Source organism: Klebsiella huaxiensis, assembly GCF_003261575.2.
Taxonomy (GTDB): domain Bacteria; phylum Pseudomonadota; class Gammaproteobacteria; order Enterobacterales; family Enterobacteriaceae; genus Klebsiella; species Klebsiella huaxiensis.
Genome location: NZ_CP036175.1, coordinates 4,200,582 through 4,217,565, shown reverse-complemented (window position 1 = coordinate 4,217,565; position 16,984 = coordinate 4,200,582). Strand labels below are relative to the sequence as shown.

Below are 16,984 nucleotides of genomic sequence, written 5' to 3'. Positions count from 1 at the left end.
TCCGGGAAACTGCACGAATATAAATTCTGGGGTTATGCCAGCCGCGGGTAGGCTCCGGCGATATCGTCGCCGGTAAACTGGGCGATCCAGCCTTCCGGGTTATCGAAAATGCGGATCGCGGTGAAGTTCGGCTCTGACCCCATGTCAAACCAGTGCGGCGTGTGCGCAGGGACGGAAATCAAATCGTTCTTTTCGCACAAGACCTGAAACACCTCGTCGCCAATATGCAGGCAGAACAGACCGGCACCTTCGACGAAGAAGCGCACTTCGTCTTCTCCATGAGTATGTTCATTGAGGAATTTTTCCCGCAACGCATCTTTCTGCGGGTTATCCGCGCGCAGGCTGATAACGTCCCAGCTCTGGTAACCCTTCTCTGCTACCAGCTTATCAATCGCATGTTGATAAGCGGCAATGACCGTTTCTGATGTTGGCGCAGTGCCTAAATCACGGTCGGCCTGCCAGCGCTCAAAACGTACGCCTTTAGCGTTGAGCTGCTGCTGTATCTCTTCGGCGTTGGTGCTGTGCCAGAGCGGGGTTTGCGGGTCTTTCACGGAAAAAATAGTTAATGCGCTCATGCTGGGATCTGCTCCGGATGAATATCGTCAAAACGCTGAACTTGCGGATGATGGCTGGCCGGGTCACGGTCACCACGCACCAGTTGTACGGTACGGAAACCGGCCTCTTCTGCGGCATCCAGCTCCTGATGGATATCGGACAGGAACAGAATCGCGGCGGGAGGGTGCCCCAGTTGCTCAGCAATATTGCGGTAGGACTGCACTTCACGCTTAGCGCCTACCAGGGTATCGAAATAGCCGTTGAACAAATGAGTAATATCACCTTCATCGCTGTAGCCAAATAACAATTTCTGCGCGGCAACGGAGCCTGAGGAATATACATAGAGATCAATACCCTGAAACTTCCATTTTTCCAGTGCCGGAAGAACGTCTGGATAAAGATGCCCGGTGAAGTCGCCATTTACATACCCTTCGCGCCAGATAATGCCCTGTAGCGCCTTGAGGGCAGTGGACTTGCGGTCTTCATCCATAAAGGCGAACAGCGTACCAATAAGCTGCTCGGTGCTGGCTCCTGGCTGGGCTATCTCTTCGCGCAGGTTATCAAGGATGGTCTTTACCGGTTCAACAAACTGCTGAGCGGTAACAAAACCGGTCAGCCGTTCGCGGGCGTAGGGAAACAGGACGTTATGGACGAAGCGAATGTCGCTGGTGGTGCCTTCAATATCGGTCACGATAGCGCGGATCATGAGTTCTCCAGAGTGAGCGGTGGGTCGTGCTGACGGTGGCGTTGTGTTGATAGCTGCATTTAGATCATAAGCGAAATAACATTATCATTTAGACGTCTAAGCGTCTTGATTGCCAAATATTAGCATCGTGTTATAGTGGCTTCAACAACAGCATCACAGACGGTACAAAAAGAATGAGCAATAAGCCACTGATTCCTGAGAGTAAACTCCCTTCATTAGGCACCACTATTTTTACCCAAATGAGCGCCCTGGCCCAACAGCATCAGGCGATTAACCTGTCGCAGGGGTTTCCGGATTTTGACGGCCCGCGCTACCTGCAGGAGCGGCTGGCGTATCATGTTGCGCAGGGGGCCAACCAGTATGCTCCGATGACCGGCGTTGCGGCGCTGCGTGAAGCTATTGTCGACAAAACCGAAGAGTTGTACGGTTACCGCCCCGATGCCAATAGCGACGTAACCGTGACCGCCGGGGCGACAGAAGCGCTGTATGCGGCGATTACTGCCCTGGTGCGCACCGGTGACGAAGTTATCTGTTTTGACCCAAGCTACGATAGCTATGCCCCGGCGATTGAGCTATCGGGCGGCGTACTTAAGCGTATTGCTCTCCAACCCCCGCATTTTCGCGTTGACTGGCAGCAGTTCGCCGAGACCCTCAGCGATAAGACCCGGCTGGTGATCCTCAATACCCCGCACAATCCGTCAGCGACGGTGTGGCAGCGCGAAGATTTCGCCGCCCTGTGGCAGGCGATTGCCGATCGTGAAATCTATGTGATTAGCGATGAAGTTTATGAACATATCTGCTTTGCCGCCGAAGGACATGCCAGCGTGCTGGCGCATCCACAACTGCGCGAACGGGCGGTGGCGGTGTCTTCATTTGGCAAAACCTTTCACATGACCGGCTGGAAGGTGGGTTACTGCGTGGCGCCTGCCGCCATTAGCGCCGAACTGCGTAAGGTGCATCAGTATCTTACGTTTGCTGTCAATACGCCTGCTCAGCTGGCGATTGCCGATATGCTGCGCAGCGAACCGGAGCACTATCGTCAGTTGCCCGAGTTTTACCGCGAGCGTCGGGATCTGTTTATTGATGCGCTGCGTACCAGCCGTCTTGAAATTCTGCCTTGTGAAGGGACTTATTTCCTGCTGGCGGACTACAGCGCAATCTCGGATCTGGATGATGTGAGTTTTTGCCGCTGGCTAACCACAGAAATTGGCGTGGCGGCGATCCCGCTGTCGGTATTCTGCGCTGACCCGTTCCCGCATAAGCTGATTCGCCTGTGCTTCGCGAAACAGCCAGCAACGCTGCTGGCTGCGGCAGAACGCCTGTGTCGTCTGTAGCTATTTAACGGTCCATGCCTGAGAGAATTGACGGTCGCCGAACATTTCCACCAGACCGTTAATTTGCTTCAGGCGTAATACTTCGTCTGAATCCATCCCCAACTCTTTGCCTATTTTATCATCAGACCAGCCAAGATGCGCCAGCTCCTGGACAATTTCCGACATGGCATGAATCTGATGACGCCCGCGCGCCCGATTGTGGCGAATGGTCGCGGCCATCAGGGAATCGCGCTTCGCGGTACTGCTTTCCAGGCAGGTGACGGGGAGGTAGCCTTTCAGTCGTTTTCTCAGCGCCGCTTTGCCGTTGGCTAGCTCGTGGCGATGAAAACCATCAACAATCGAATAGTGTTCCTGTCCCTGTTTCAGCACCACGATGGGTTGAGTGAAACCGTCCGTTTCCAGTGATGTGAATAATAAGCGCTTTTCCGGTGGCGCAAGATTATTTGGGTTGTAATCATTAGGCGAAACGGTTTCCTGTTTTACCCACAGCACACAGTCAACGGGCTGCGTTTTGAACGGGCTATATTCATGCAGAATCTGGCGAAAGGCATTAAGCGCATTAATCTTCTCCTCCTCGCCTTTCAGTGATTGCAGATAGAGTTCAATATCCTGGATCAGTTGTCGTTGCATAGTATTCCCCATTGCTGGCGCTTTTTATTCATACGCTCACGATAGCGTTTATATTGATTAGCTTTAGTCGGGCTAAAAGAGAGCTGGCGGCACCAGTAATCATTGTTCAATAGCACCTTGCAGATGCGCCGCCATGAAGGGATGTCTTTGGAGCCGATATCCGCCGCCTGGGTGTCGGGAATATCGATCATTCCCTGTTTCTGGTACCAGTGGAGATAAACGGCAATTTTATTGCGATAGTGCTCTGCTGTTTTCTCCGGCATGCTGTCGAGTAAAAACAGGGCGTAGCTTTTCCACGTATGGTGTTCTGGTTTATCCAGCTTGCGATGGCCGTAGAACTGATTATCGTGACCAGCATAGATTCCGCCGCAGTGAACACCGCTAACGCGCTGGCACATAGCAGCCCAGCGTTCTGGTTCCAGGACATGATAAAGCCAAAGACCCTGGCGCTGTTCCGGGCCGAAGGGTTCGCAGATCCGCATATAGCGTAATGGGACGCCCGCCTGGTACATCAGGTTATAGAGCGGGTTGTAGGCAAGGCCGCTTTTGCCAAACCAGGTCCAGATATCGGCAGTTTTCCAGTCGTAGATGGGGTAGATATACCATGCATGACCGCCCGGTGCGGAGGTGGTCCAGGGTTTATCGTCGGCAAAGCGCAGTTTGCGTTGAGAAGAGATAGTGATAAATCGATTCAGGGATTCATCGGCGCGGATACCGACCATAACCGCGGCGGGGCGGTTTTGTGAGAACCAATCGGCGAACTCGCGGACGAAGGCTTCAAAGCTCATTCCGGGTTGATAAAACGGGAAATAGCCTGGATCGGTTATGGCATCCGCTGGCGGTTGACGCACCCAGGGAGCGCCGGGTTCCCAGCATTGCCATTCAGGATTGTATTGGGTAAGAGAGTTTTGGGTGGTTAAAGGGAGGGCTACCCAAAAAAACTGTTCTATAACGTCGTGATACTCTTCGCGCATCTTTTCACAGTGGTCAATGGTACAGGAAAATTGCGCTTCCCAATCAATAAATAGAACGCAAATCTTTTTACCCGTTTGACGAGCATGCTGCGCGGTGAGGTGCAGCATGGTTGTGGAGTCTTTTCCGCCGGAAAAGGAGACGCAAATGCGAGAGAAGTTTTCCATTACCCACTTTATTCGCTGCTGACTGGCTTGCAGAACGGATTCTGGTAATGGAAGTTTTATAAAAGACACAGCCATTATTCCTTTGATATCAAAGATACTGTGTAGTTACATTATATTTCTTTCTTAATCAAGATATTAGTTTTTATTCACATGATTGATGAATTATCATTAATCATGCAAAAATATTATTTTTCTCACAATCATTGATGAATTTCATGAAGTTAGGATCGTCAAGATTAACGCGATTGTAGAGCATGTAAATCATGATTGTTGGGATTTTGAAAGGCGCATCAATAATTTTAAGTTTATTATTGAAACTTATATGTTCCAGAATACAGGTTGGTACAAAACCAATTAAATTAGTTTGTTGAATAACATTAAGAATCGCGATATAGGAGTCGCTACTGAAAGAAATTTTTCTATCAACCAGAAGGCCTGCGGCTTGGCTCTGAAAGGATTTAGCCCCCAGGTCATTAGAAAGATAATACGTAAAGCTCTCCTGAAGTATGGCTTTAGTCGTTGTTAGCGACTCTACTCGCGGATGATTCTCATTGCAAATAAGCGAAATATCGAGTTCCTGAATAGGTTTGCATACCGTGGCCCGGGATGACAGCGATGAGGTACTGAATATCAGATCGGCTTTACGGTAGGATAGCAAGCTTTCGACGGATTCCCCCGACGCCAGAAGATCGTGGTGTTCAACATGAATATTTGAATCATCTAATAACATATGAATCAGATTTGTTGTTTTTGGGGTAATAAAAAGTTGCGGCGCATATACAACAAGACGTTTTCTTAACTCGGAACGATTGGTGATATTGATGGTTTGTTCGAGCTGATTAAGATTTTTTTCCAGATGATGATGCAGGTTAACGCCTACCGTCGTGGGCGTTATCCCTTTACCAGAGCGGACAAACAGCGGGTCATTAAGTTGATTTCGCAGGCGCTGTAGTGACTGACTGACCGCTGAAGGGGTAATAAAGAGCGTTTCCGCTGCTTTACTGATACTTAAATTCTGGTAAATGCATTCGAAAATAACCAATAGATTAAGGTCAAATTTTTTGAGATCGTAAAGATTAGCCATTATCAACGTCCTGTTAAGTTGGCAAGAGTAAAAAAAGGATTATTATGTACCTGCATGATATTCACTGTGTGATTATTCATTTTTTTATTATTTAAAACTAAGTATTGCATTAAGTTTATCTAAATATATACCACGGAAACGCATTCCGCCAGATCCTTTTGTGTACTGGCAAACCAGGGAGAATGCGTTAGTTTAAGAACGCTTACTTTGCACCCATCATAATCTGTAGTTTTTCTTTATCTGGAAGCCCGATCGCTTGCTGAAGTGTATTTTCTTTATTCATATAGTAAATGGCCGGAGTCACGTTAGCACCGAGTTCATCCATTAATTGCTGGTTGAAATTAAGTACCTTCATTTGTTCTGGCTGAATGGACGTTGGCACATCCAGCCGCATTTTACCGCCGGATTGCTCATAGTCATGCCAGGTCTTCGCCGGATCTTTGCTGGCAAGAATCGCTGCCGCCGCGGCTGGACTTTCAGGTTTGATGACACCGACTAAGAGGGTGCGCAACTGAACTTTTCCTGCGTCTACCCACGGACGAACCTGTTGCCAGAATTGTTTGCAGTAGGGACAAAACGGGTCAGCAAAGACGTACAGGACAATGGGAGCCTCTTTTTTGCCGTCAAGAAGCCAGCTGGCTCCCTCCAGCTTTTTCCACATCACCTGGCCTGCAGGTGTATAAAGCTCTTTCTGAAATAACTGTTCGCTGAGGTTGGTACCCTTCTCATCATACATATAGCCTGAAATAGCGTGTTTGCCATCAGGCGTCAGATAGATGGCGACGCCCATATCCTGATATTTTCCTAACCAACCTTTTACTCCGCCAGGCGCTTCAAAGGACTTAATGATGGTAATACCCTGTTTTTCAATTGCTTTTACGGGGGCGGGAAGATCCTCGGCATAGCTGCATAAGGGTAAAAGGCTGAGGAAAAACAGACGTTTTAACATGATCATTCCTTGTTAAATCAATGGGTAGAGTAAGTATAGTGGTAAAACCTATTGCAGCCATAGGTAGGACCTGGAGCTGGGTAGATTGCCCTTTAAGCCAGCGGGTGATGTAATCCCTATGCTGTTACATTAAGGTGTAGAGCGCAACACATAGCCAGTCAGCCTGGCGCTGAATCTACCTGCGGGTATTTCAGGTAACGGGGCCGCCTGATTGGGCGGCCTTTTTACTTTTCAGCAACATATGATGTGAAAAGCGGCGTAAGGCTGCGATCGCATTGATAGGTTCACAAAGTTGTCTTGTTCCGGTTGTTAGATAACGCTTATTGATTTGATAATGCAAACGCATTGGTCGAGTCAGGAAAAATTCGTTAACTTAGACCTCAACGAAAACACGGAGGAAGTATAGATGTCCTTAATTAATACCAAAATCAAACCTTTTAAAAACCAGGCGTTCAAAAACGGTGAATTCATCGAAATTACCGAGAAAGATACCGAAGGCCGCTGGAGCGTCTTCTTCTTCTACCCGGCTGACTTCACCTTCGTATGTCCGACTGAATTAGGCGACGTTGCGGATCATTACGAAGAGCTGCAGAAACTGGGTGTCGATGTGTACTCCGTTTCTACTGACACTCATTTTACCCACAAAGCATGGCACGGTAGCTCTGATACCATCGCGAAAATCAAATACGCGATGATCGGTGACCCGACTGGCGCCCTGACCCGTAACTTCGAGAATATGCGTGAAGATGAAGGTCTGGCAGATCGTGCAACCTTCGTTGTCGACCCGCAGGGTATTATCCAGGCAATCGAAGTTACCGCTGAAGGTATCGGCCGTGATGCGTCTGACCTGCTGCGTAAAATCAAAGCTGCTCAGTACGTAGCTTCTCACCCAGGTGAAGTTTGCCCGGCTAAGTGGAAAGAAGGTGAAGCGACTTTAGCTCCTTCTTTAGATCTGGTCGGTAAGATCTAAAATTCGCAGCGTCTTTCGCGCTACAGGTGTGTTGGCTTCGCTTAATCACCCCGGTCACTTACTTATGTAAGCTCCCGGGGATTCATAAGCTTGCTGCCTTCCTGTCACGCGAAATACTGGCGAATTAATCCTCAAGCGGGTGCACCGCGCCCGTTTTATTCCAACACCATGATGCAAACGTATTCAGACTGCCTGAACGAGGCCGCTTGCATGATGATGTTTTAAGCCCAGGAGATTAAAAATGCTCGACACCAACATGAAAACCCAGCTCAAGGCTTATCTTGAGAAACTGACTAAACCTGTTGAGCTGATTGCCACGCTGGATGACGGCGCTAAATCGGCAGAAATCAGGGAACTGCTGGCTGAAATTGCTGAACTGTCAGACAAAGTCACCTTTAAAGAAGAAAATAGCCTGTCGGTGCGCAAACCTTCTTTCCTGATTACGAATCCGGGTTCACAGCAGGGGCCGCGCTTTGCCGGTTCTCCGCTGGGACATGAATTCACCTCTTTAGTTTTAGCATTGTTGTGGATGGGCGGTCATCCTTCAAAAGAAGCGCAGACTTTGCTGGAGCAGATACGCGATATCGACGGTGATTTTGAGTTTGAAACCTATTATTCACTGACCTGCCATAACTGCCCGGATGTTGTTCAGGCGCTGAACCTGATGGCGGTACTGAACCCGCGCATCAAGCATACGGCAATTGATGGCGGCACGTTCCAGAACGAAATCACCGATCGCAACGTGATGGGCGTTCCGGCAGTATTTATGAACGGTCAGGAATTTGGCCAGGGTCGTATGACGCTGAGCGAGATCGTTGCCAAAGTCGATACCGGCGCGGAAAAACGAGCGGCGGAAGAGCTGAACAAACGTGAAGCTTATGATGTGCTGATTGTCGGATCCGGCCCTTCAGGTGCGGCGGCTGCGGTGTACTCGGCACGTAAAGGTATTCGTACTGGCCTGATGGGGGAACGCTTTGGCGGCCAGGTGCTGGATACCGTAGATATCGAAAACTATATCTCAGTGCCGAAAACCGAAGGCCAGAAACTGGCTGGCGCTTTGAAAGCGCACGTCAATGAATATGATGTCGATGTTATTGACTCTCAGAGCGCATCTAAACTGATTCCGGCTACCGTTGAAGGGGGGCTGCATCAGGTTGAGACCGCCTCCGGCGCGGTGCTGAAAGCGCGTAGCGTTATTATTGCGACCGGTGCGAAATGGCGTAACATGAACGTACCAGGCGAAGATCAGTATCGCACTAAAGGCGTAACCTATTGCCCACACTGCGATGGCCCGCTGTTTAAAGGTAAGCGCGTTGCGGTTATCGGCGGCGGTAACTCAGGCGTTGAAGCGGCGATTGATCTCGCCGGAGTTGTTGAACATGTGACTCTGCTTGAGTTTGCGCCGGAAATGAAGGCGGATCAGGTATTACAGGATAAGGTTCGCAGCCTGAAGAATGTCGATATTATCCTGAATGCGCAAACCACGGAAGTGGTGGGTGACGGTAGTAAGGTAACCGGTTTGCAGTATCGTGACCGTGTTAGCGGCGATGAGCATCACGTGGCGCTGTCCGGAATTTTCGTGCAAATCGGTCTGCTGCCGAATACCAACTGGCTGGAAGGCGCAGTTGAACGTAACCGCATGGGTGAAATCATCATTGATGCGAAATGTGAAACCAACGTGAAGGGCGTCTTTGCCGCCGGTGACTGCACCACCGTACCGTACAAACAGATTATTATCGCCACGGGCGAAGGTGCGAAAGCGTCTCTGAGCGCGTTCGATTACCTGATTCGCACTACGATTGCATAATTCATAATAAAGTAAGACCAAACCTGCAAAGTAAAGAGGCTACCCTGGGGTAGCCTCTTTTTTATCTCAATCACGCTCAGCTTACCGAACAACCATTACCGGGATATGGGCGTGGCGAATCACACTTGAGGCATTGGAACCCAGCAGATGAGTGCTGATTGAAGGGTTGCGTGAACCAATGACCACCACATCGGCTTTAATTTCATTTGCCAGTTCATTGACCATATCACGCACGGTGCCGAAACGGACATGCGTCTTGATTCGCGACGGGTCAATGCTGAAATGCCCGGCCATCGTTTGTAAACGGGTTTCTGCTTCATGCTGTAAATGTTCTTCAAAGCGACGCAGGTCTGCTGTGAAGCGACTCATTGTGAAGCTTGATGAACCGGGAAGTACGTGAAGGAGATGGATAACCCCGTCCTGCTGGGCTAAAAACTCCGCATGGCGGACGGCTTTATCGCTCAGCTCCATCTCAAAAACATCAACAGGCATAATGATCGTCTTGTACATATGCTTCCTCCTTGTTCGTTGGTCTCTATATCAACATATTATAGGAGAATATTGTGCCATTCAGGTCGCAAAACTGTCAGATCGGGTTGAGGAGGGCGTAAAAATTTGTCAAAAGCAGCACGGGCAGTGAAATATGCAGAAAGAGGATGCGAATACATCCTCTGAATAAAGCGCGAAACGCCTCAGGCAGTAGGGAGATTAACGGTGATAATCGCCTGCGGCTTCCGGTTGATACAGCAGCTCCAGTACTTCAAGGTGCGTTGAGGTACCGCCGGGTAATTCCCAGTGAATGGTACCGCCAACTTTCAGGCCCAGCAGGGCTGCGCCGACCGGGGCCATGACTGATAGCTGCGTAGCGCTATCCGTGACCTGAGAGGGGAAAACCAGCGTGCGTACGCGTTCTTCACCCGTTGTTAAATCGCGAAATCTGACCTGGCTATTCATGCTAACGACATCATGCGGCATGGCTTCCGGGGCGAGCATCTGAGCCCGGTCCAGTTCGTCGTTCAATGCATCCGCCACCGGAGAGTTGGCGAAAGCCGGTTGTTCCAGCAGTCGGTCGATGCGTTCTGCATCGAGTTCATTAATGATGATTGCGGGTCTGGTCATCGCATACTCCATGTTATCCAGGAACCTATCCGTAAAAGAAAACCCTCACCGAAAATGGCAAGGGTTAATGTCCTCTCATCATACTGAGACTTGTCGACGGTTTGAAGTGATTAAACGCACATTCATCAATGATCAATCGCTGAGCCATATGAAATTTATGATAACGGCATCATAGTCTGCTTTCTTTAGCTACCCACTTTATCTAATACAAATTGCTTACCGCAATTGCCCGGATGGGGCTGAGGCAAGAATGAATCTGCGGAAAGTGGGGCATTTATGGCTGTGGCTTTGATCGAGATTTGCATCTCGGTCAGATAGGCAGGGTTGCCGCTGCAAGTTAATTTAAACGCTTTAACGTTCTGTTTTCCAAAGGCTTGCGCGACTGCGGCATCGAAACCCTCACGGCTCACGGTTTGCCCATAGTGTTGTGCGAGGAATCCCCCTAGAGCACTCTGTTTGACTTCACCGTTCAGACGAACCATAGTGCCGAAGTAATTATCAGGATCAAAACCGAAGCAAATGCCGTGTTTGGCATATTCATAGCGTTCAAGGCACGAATTGCCACCGGAACCTGGCATCACACCGTTGAGCTTATTCGCCATCTCTAGCGACAGACCGGTTTCTGCTGCCTGGCATTTTCTTCCGGCTTTGGCTTCTGGCATGTTAGGGAGTGGACGTGTCGCGCAGCCATAACGTATCCAGCGACGTTCGTCTACGCCGCGTGCGGCGATGGATTTTGGCAAACTGGGCCATAACCCGTGTACGGTCAGGAAATCGGCTTTATTTGTGCTTTCTTGCTGTAAACGACACTCATCCGGCTCGCTACGGTTTTTGTCATGCATGCTTTGGCAGAATCCCGTTTGCCAGGAGAGGGCCAGCACGTAGCGGTCGAAATCGCCGTATTGCGTTGCTATTAGCGGGTCTGCACTGGCCTGAGTAGAAATAAGCAACAGAGCAATGGCGACGAAATCCTTCCTGAACATTTTTATTCCTGATGACTGACGGTCATTAATAACATTGAGTTATTAAAGCATAAAAAAGGCGCCAACAGGCGCCTTTTCGCGTGGTTTCACGGCTAGCGAATAGCACTGCCCGGGACCAAAATTTCTGTGGCGACAATGACGACCAATAGCCCAACCAGAACGGGGACTGAGGTGCGTTTAACCACTTCAAAAGGTGATATTTTTGCCATCCCGGCAACCGCGACCACCACACCGGAGACGGGTGAAATAGTTCGTCCAAGGTTAGATGCCTGCAGCATCGGGATGGAGAGATAAGCGGGATTGATACCGGAAGAGTGTGCCAGCTTCGGGATCATCTCAACGAAGGCATAGAACGGTGCGTTGCCGGAACCGGTAGTCATCGCCGCTAGCATTGTCAGAATAACCAATACCAGCATCAGGATAATGCTGGCTGAACCAAATGAGGTGGCGATAGAAATCAGGCCATTGATAAAACCAATGGTGCTCAGCCCTTGGGCAAAGACGCCTGCTGCAACCAGCAGCATGACTACGCCAGCAAAAGCATCCGCCATACCTCGGTAAGCTGCTTCCAGACCATTAAACACGTTTTTGGTATTAAAGCCGCGAAAGAACTCCAGTACTGCAGCCAACAGCATGCAGAGAACGAGGATCGTGATGATGTGTAGTTCCGGACCCCATTTACCGTCGAAAATCAGTACGCCAATGATCGGTGTAAACGGCAGGATGGCGTAAAAAGCAGGGGCGGTGGTGGTTATCTCGTTCACATCCAGCATTTCGTGCGAGGCATTTTCTTTTTTATCGAGATAGCGCTGCCAGAAAAAGTGGGCGATGGCCATGCTGATGATGGCCACAATGGAAATAGGCAGGGTGGTTTTAAAGGCAAAATCAATCAATGGCATTTCGGCGGCTTTGGCGGCCAGCACCACGTCGCCAGAAGTAGGGGAGAGAATGATCGCTGCCGGAGAGGCGCAAATAGCGGCCGCTGCACCGCGGCTAATACCGACGTTGACCATCACTGGGAACAGGGTTGCCATCAACAGCACACCGAGACCGGTCGCTGAAGAGACTGCCAGCGACATCAGACAGGCCACGAAATAGGCGGCGATCATTAACAGGTATGGAGAGTTAATATAGCGCAGCGGCTTTGAGGCCAATTTCACTACCATGTCGTTGGCGCCAATATGCGTCATGTAGGTCGCGAAACCACAGAGCATCATGATCATCATGCCGAGGTCGCCGCCGCGGCTCATGAGCAGAATCTTGACGTATTCGATAATATCTGTGGCGGAGTAACCAGTGCTCTTTGCATCACCAGGTAGAATCTTATGCCCCATTAGTGCGCTGGCGATGAGTAATACTAAACCACCGACGAACAACACGCCGGTGGCAGAATAGCCTTTAATGATATAGCGGGCGACGCCCACAATGACCACAATCCCGATGAGGATCTCTACTAGCGTAAGCATCTTTTACCCCTAAACCATTAACCCAAAGAATCTGCTGATAAATAAAGCGAAGAAAAAATTAAGTGAGCGAATGTGCCTAAAAAACGGGCTGAACTCGCTGATGCAAATCAATAAATCGGTGAGAATACCCTAATTGCCGTACAATGGGGACGTGGCCAAAACGCCAGTCGTGATGATTTTCAGATTTTTTGTACCGGACAAATCAAGAGTTTGCCTAATTCCGTTAAGGTATTATTAAGTTTATCTTTGCTATCTTAACCCGCTTTAAAAATGATACTGGTAATAGAGAAGTGTTAATGCTGAGTCGATTTACATGGTTTTTTCTTGGATGCTTGGGACTGTTGCTCTCATCCACTACTGCTAACGCATCGTTTAGCTCAACGCTGCGCGATGGCTACAACACGCTAAGTGATAACATTGCACAGACCTGGAATGAGCCTGAGCACTACGATCTTTTCATACCGGCGGTGACCTGGCATGCTCGTTTCGCCTACGATAAAGAAAAAACGGATAAGTATAACGAACGTCCCTGGGGGGCGGGCTTCGGCATTTCGCGTTGGGATGATAAAGGAAACTGGAATGGTATTTACCTCATGGCCTTCAAAGACTCCTATAACAAATGGGAGCCCATTGGCGGCTACGGTTGGGAAAAAACCTGGCGTCCGTTGGCTGACGATAACTTCCATCTTGGTTTAGGCTATACCCTTGGCGTAACGGCGCGTGATAACTGGAACTATATCCCTATTCCAGTTGTGCTGCCTCTGGCCTCCATTGGTTACGGCCCTGCAACATTCCAAATGACCTATATTCCAGGTACCTATAACAACGGTAACGTTTACTTTGCGTGGGCGCGCATCCAGTTTTAACCAGCACGGCATTGCATTACAACAAAAGTGATAAGCGGACTATGTGCTGAAAAAACAATGACTAAAGTTATATGTCTACAAAAAGATAGAGACTTTTATCACTTTTTAGCAAAGTTGCGCTGGACAAAAGGTACCACAATTGGTGTACTGATGCCCGACACAGTATTAGTGTCGATTTTTTCATATAAAGGTAATTTTGATGTCTAAGATTAAAGGTAACGTTAAGTGGTTTAATGAGTCCAAAGGATTCGGTTTCATTACTCCGGAAGATGGCAGCAAAGATGTATTCGTACATTTCTCTGCAATCCAGTCCAACGGTTTCAAAACTCTGGCTGAAGGTCAGCGTGTAGAGTTCGAAATCACTAACGGTGCCAAAGGCCCTTCTGCTGCAAACGTAATGCCTATCTAAGCAACGCGTCAGTAGAATATAAAAACCCGCTCTTAGCGGGTTTTTTTTTTGCCTGTAGTTAGCGGCTTGCGGTCTGAGAAAATAGCCAGAATGCCGCTGCCGTCATGGCAAACGAGCCTAATAAGTTGACGACGATATTCAGCAATGCCCAGCTAAAGCGCCCCTGCTGCAGAAGAAACACCACTTCGGCGGAAAATGTGGAGAAGGTTGTCAGTCCGCCGCAAAAGCCGGTGGTGATAAGCAGTTTCCACATCGGATCGATACCCGTCAGGCGATTAAACCAGGCCAGACCGGCTCCGATAATAAACGCGCCTAGCAGGTTAGCAGTAAGAGTACCAATGGGGAGAGCGTGGTGCATGGGATTAAGCTTCATACCCAGCCACCAGCGTAAAACGCTGCCAGTGCCGCCGCCAAGAAATACAGCCAAAAGGAGTTGCAACACGGTCATTCCCTGTTTATTGATTGATACTAAACTTCGAGTGTAGCGCGCGAAATACCTTGCTGGCTATGAATACCTGATGGGAGAGAAAAGATGCTTGTTGCTGCCGGACAATTTGCCGTAACGCCGGACTGGACGACCAATGCGCAGATTTGCGTCGTGCTGATGCGTCAGGCTGTCGGAAGAGGGGCTTCATTGTTGGTATTACCAGAAGCGCTACTTGCTCGAGATGACAACGATGCGGATTTATCGGTTAAATCAGCCCAACTTCTGGATGGAGGCTTTTTACAGTTACTGCTGGCGGAAAGTAAAAACAGCGTGCTGACGACGGTGCTGACTTTGCACGTGCCTTCAGGCGAGGGGCGGGCAACTAACACGCTGGTGGCTTTACGTCAGGGTAAGATTATTGCGCAATACCAGAAGCTACACCTGTATGATGCTTTCAATATTCAGGAATCCCGGTTGGTCGATGCCGGACAGCAAATTCCGCCGCTTATTGAGGTTGATGGGATGCGCGTCGGGCTGATGACCTGCTACGATTTGCGTTTTCCTGAACTGGCGCTGTCGCTAGCGCTCAGCGGGGCGCAACTCTTAGTATTACCCACTGCGTGGGTGAAAGGGCCGCTGAAGGAACATCATTGGGCGACTTTGCTGGCGGCGCGGGCACTGGATACTACCTGTTATATTATCGCGGCAGGTGAGTGCGGAACCCGCAATATTGGACAGAGTCGTATTGTTGATCCTCTGGGAACGACGCTCGCTGGGGCTGGAGAGCAGCCGCAGTTGATTTTTGCTGAGCTTTCAGCTGATTATCTTCAGCTGGTTCGGGAACGCTTGCCGGTGTTGCAGAATCGTCGCTTTGCGCCACCGCAATTATTATGACGTTTTTTTAAACAAGGCTTGATTCACCTTGTTACAGATTGCTATTGTGTCCGCGCGTCAAATAGCCGTTAATTGTATGCGTGTATGATGGCGTATTCGCAGCTTGTATTAGAGAAGAAGGTTAGCTATGGGTGAGATTAGTATTACCAAACTGCTGGTAGTCGCAGCGCTGATTATTTTAGTGTTTGGTACCAAAAAATTACGCACGCTGGGTGGAGACCTGGGCTCGGCCATCAAAGGCTTTAAAAAGGCCATGAACGATGACGATGATAGTGCGAAGAAAACCAGTGCAGAGGAAGAGATCCCGGCACAGAAACTCTCTCATAAAGAGTAATTCACTTCGTGCTTCCCGGTGGAGGGGAGCACGCTGCCGACAGGTGTGAACCTGGACGGCAAAGAGGCCGCAGCGTTAGTCGCTGCGGCCTCTTTTTGTTATATATACGTTATTTCGCCTAAAAAGATGCAACCAACTGTTACTGCGCTGGGCTAATTCATTGCAATGGGGAATTTCGGGAATAGCAGAACAGAAAAGTAAACTGCTGCGCTACCAGGTTTCACGCAGCAGTCGAGGTACGGATTACTTCACTTCCATACCTTTGGCTTGCAGGTCAGCATGATAGGACGAGCGAACGAACGGCCCGCAGGCGGCGTGGGTAAAGCCCATTGCCATGGCTTCGCCTTTCATCTCTTCGAACTCATCAGGGCTAACATAACGCTGTACCGGCAGGTGATGACGGCTTGGCTGCAAATATTGACCTAAAGTTAGCATCGTGACGCCATGACGACGTAGATCGCGCATCACTTCAACGATTTCGGCGTTCGTTTCACCTAAACCAACCATCAAACCCGATTTCGTCGGGATCTCCGGATGTGCTTCTTTAAAACGCTCCAGCAGCTTCAGAGACCAGTTGTAATCGGCTCCCGGACGAACCTGGCGATACAGGCGCGGCACGTTTTCCAGGTTATGGTTAAACACATCCGGTGGTGTCGCCTGGAGGATTTCCAAAGCACGATCCATACGACCGCGGAAGTCCGGAACCAGGGTTTCAATTTTGATGGTCGGATTTTTCTCGCGAATAGCTCTGATGCAGTCGGCAAAATGCTGAGCGCCGCCATCGCGCAGATCGTCACGGTCAACGGAAGTCACAACAACGTAACGCAGAGCCATATCGGCAATAGTTTGCGCCAGCTTTTGCGGTTCGTTGGCGTCTGGAGTGACCGGGCGTCCGTGCGCCACGTCGCAGAACGGACAACGACGGGTACAGATGGCACCCAGAATCATAAAAGTCGCCGTTCCGTGGTTAAAACATTCCGCGAGGTTCGGGCAAGAGGCTTCTTCACACACGGAGTGCAGGCCGTTCTTACGCATCGCTGCCTTGATCCCCTGGATACGGGACGAGTCAGCCGGAAGTTTGATTTTCATCCATTCCGGTTTTCTGAGCAGAGCTTCACGCTCAGTTGCCACGTTTTTCACCGGGATAAGGGCCATTTTATCGGCATCGCGGTATTTAACACCGCGTTCCATCACAATGGGTTTACTCATAGCGTGCGTGTTCCAGTTGCGAGTCACGAAGGAAAGCGAATCAATTCAAGAAAATGTTGTATTTATCAACTATTTTTGAATTAAGCGCAGGCAGTATACCATT

19 protein-coding genes are annotated in these 16,984 nt (G+C 49.6%); 7 read left to right on the top strand and 12 right to left on the bottom strand.

Annotation, left to right across the window (positions count from 1 at the left end):
• Positions 1-32: 32 nt before the first annotated feature.
• Positions 33-575, bottom strand: a complete 543-nt coding sequence (locus DA718_RS20225) for a 1,2-dihydroxy-3-keto-5-methylthiopentene dioxygenase (protein ID WP_112214539.1) — start codon at positions 573-575, stop codon at positions 33-35.
• A complete protein-coding gene (gene mtnC, locus DA718_RS20220; RefSeq protein WP_112214538.1) occupies positions 572-1,261 on the bottom strand; it encodes an acireductone synthase in 690 nt (229 codons plus the stop codon). Before mtnC ends, DA718_RS20225 begins: the two co-directional genes overlap by 4 nt.
• 188 nt (positions 1,262-1,449) lie before the next feature.
• Here mtnC and DA718_RS20215 point away from each other — a divergent pair, with 188 nt between their 5' ends.
• Positions 1,450-2,595, top strand: a complete 1,146-nt coding sequence (locus tag DA718_RS20215; protein ID WP_167492886.1) for a pyridoxal phosphate-dependent aminotransferase — start codon at positions 1,450-1,452, stop codon at positions 2,593-2,595.
• Here the strand turns inward: DA718_RS20215 and DA718_RS20210 are convergent, their stop codons facing one another.
• From DA718_RS20210 to dsbG, 4 genes are all read right to left on the bottom strand, one after another.
• Positions 2,596-3,225, bottom strand: a complete 630-nt coding sequence (locus DA718_RS20210; protein WP_112214536.1) for an IbrB-like domain-containing protein — start codon at positions 3,223-3,225, stop codon at positions 2,596-2,598.
• A complete protein-coding gene (locus tag DA718_RS20205; RefSeq protein WP_112214590.1) occupies positions 3,210-4,433 on the bottom strand; it encodes a phosphoadenosine phosphosulfate reductase in 1,224 nt (407 codons plus the stop codon). Before DA718_RS20205 ends, DA718_RS20210 begins: the two co-directional genes overlap by 16 nt.
• A gap of 103 nt (positions 4,434-4,536) precedes the next feature.
• Positions 4,537-5,448: a DNA-binding transcriptional repressor CitR gene (citR, locus tag DA718_RS20200; protein WP_112214535.1), complete on the bottom strand. Its 912-nt coding sequence runs from the start codon at positions 5,446-5,448 to the stop codon at positions 4,537-4,539.
• A 202-nt stretch (positions 5,449-5,650) separates the two neighbouring features.
• Positions 5,651-6,397: a thiol:disulfide interchange protein DsbG gene (gene dsbG, locus DA718_RS20195; RefSeq protein ID WP_112214534.1), complete on the bottom strand. Its 747-nt coding sequence runs from the start codon at positions 6,395-6,397 to the stop codon at positions 5,651-5,653.
• 406 nt (positions 6,398-6,803) lie between these two features.
• Here dsbG and ahpC point away from each other — a divergent pair, with 406 nt between their 5' ends.
• Together ahpC and ahpF are read left to right on the top strand one after the other, a co-directional pair.
• On the top strand, positions 6,804-7,367 hold the full coding sequence (gene ahpC / locus DA718_RS20190) for an alkyl hydroperoxide reductase subunit C (RefSeq protein WP_112214533.1): 564 nt from the start codon (positions 6,804-6,806) through the stop codon (positions 7,365-7,367).
• 241 nt (positions 7,368-7,608) lie between these two features.
• On the top strand, positions 7,609-9,174 hold the full coding sequence (gene ahpF / locus DA718_RS20185) for an alkyl hydroperoxide reductase subunit F (protein ID WP_112214532.1): 1,566 nt from the start codon (positions 7,609-7,611) through the stop codon (positions 9,172-9,174).
• An 81-nt stretch (positions 9,175-9,255) separates the two neighbouring features.
• Here ahpF and uspG read toward each other — a convergent pair whose 3' ends face one another.
• The 4 genes from uspG to dcuC all read right to left on the bottom strand — a co-directional run bounded on the left by uspG (position 9,256) and on the right by dcuC (position 12,742).
• A complete protein-coding gene (uspG, locus tag DA718_RS20180) occupies positions 9,256-9,684 on the bottom strand; it encodes a universal stress protein UspG (RefSeq protein WP_112214531.1) in 429 nt (142 codons plus the stop codon).
• Between the two features lie 198 nt (positions 9,685-9,882).
• Positions 9,883-10,293: a nucleoside diphosphate kinase regulator gene (gene rnk, locus DA718_RS20175; protein ID WP_110273321.1), complete on the bottom strand. Its 411-nt coding sequence runs from the start codon at positions 10,291-10,293 to the stop codon at positions 9,883-9,885.
• A 185-nt stretch (positions 10,294-10,478) separates the two neighbouring features.
• The gene (gene rna, locus DA718_RS20170) at positions 10,479-11,276 is read right to left on the bottom strand and encodes a ribonuclease I (RefSeq protein WP_112214530.1); all 798 of its coding nucleotides are present in this window, start codon (positions 11,274-11,276) and stop codon (positions 10,479-10,481) included.
• 92 nt (positions 11,277-11,368) lie between these two features.
• Complete coding sequence (gene dcuC, locus DA718_RS20165; RefSeq protein ID WP_112214529.1) at positions 11,369-12,742, bottom strand: anaerobic C4-dicarboxylate transporter DcuC; 1,374 nt, start codon at positions 12,740-12,742, stop codon at positions 11,369-11,371.
• 290 nt (positions 12,743-13,032) lie between these two features.
• Between dcuC and pagP the strand changes: the two genes are divergently transcribed.
• Together pagP and cspE are read left to right on the top strand one after the other, a co-directional pair.
• The gene (gene pagP / locus DA718_RS20155) at positions 13,033-13,608 is read left to right on the top strand and encodes a lipid IV(A) palmitoyltransferase PagP (RefSeq protein WP_167492804.1); all 576 of its coding nucleotides are present in this window, start codon (positions 13,033-13,035) and stop codon (positions 13,606-13,608) included.
• Between the two features lie 199 nt (positions 13,609-13,807).
• Positions 13,808-14,017: a transcription antiterminator/RNA stability regulator CspE gene (cspE, locus tag DA718_RS20150; protein WP_004100146.1), complete on the top strand. Its 210-nt coding sequence runs from the start codon at positions 13,808-13,810 to the stop codon at positions 14,015-14,017.
• Between the two features lie 58 nt (positions 14,018-14,075).
• Here cspE and crcB read toward each other — a convergent pair whose 3' ends face one another.
• Positions 14,076-14,459 (bottom strand): fluoride efflux transporter CrcB, encoded by a 384-nt coding sequence (gene crcB, locus DA718_RS20145; protein ID WP_112214589.1) that lies wholly within the window; start codon positions 14,457-14,459, stop codon positions 14,076-14,078.
• Positions 14,460-14,549: 90 nt separating this feature from the next.
• On the opposite strand from crcB, the gene DA718_RS20140 reads away from it, so the two are divergent.
• The gene (locus DA718_RS20140; RefSeq protein WP_112214527.1) at positions 14,550-15,338 is read left to right on the top strand and encodes a deaminated glutathione amidase; all 789 of its coding nucleotides are present in this window, start codon (positions 14,550-14,552) and stop codon (positions 15,336-15,338) included.
• A 127-nt stretch (positions 15,339-15,465) separates the two neighbouring features.
• Positions 15,466-15,672: a twin-arginine translocase subunit TatE gene (gene tatE / locus DA718_RS20135; RefSeq protein ID WP_110273326.1), complete on the top strand. Its 207-nt coding sequence runs from the start codon at positions 15,466-15,468 to the stop codon at positions 15,670-15,672.
• Positions 15,673-15,915: 243 nt separating this feature from the next.
• On the opposite strand, the gene lipA is transcribed toward tatE, so the two are convergent.
• Positions 15,916-16,881, bottom strand: coding sequence for a lipoyl synthase (gene lipA / locus DA718_RS20130; RefSeq protein WP_112214526.1), 966 nt, complete (start codon positions 16,879-16,881; stop codon positions 15,916-15,918).
• Positions 16,882-16,984: the final 103 nt, after the last annotated feature.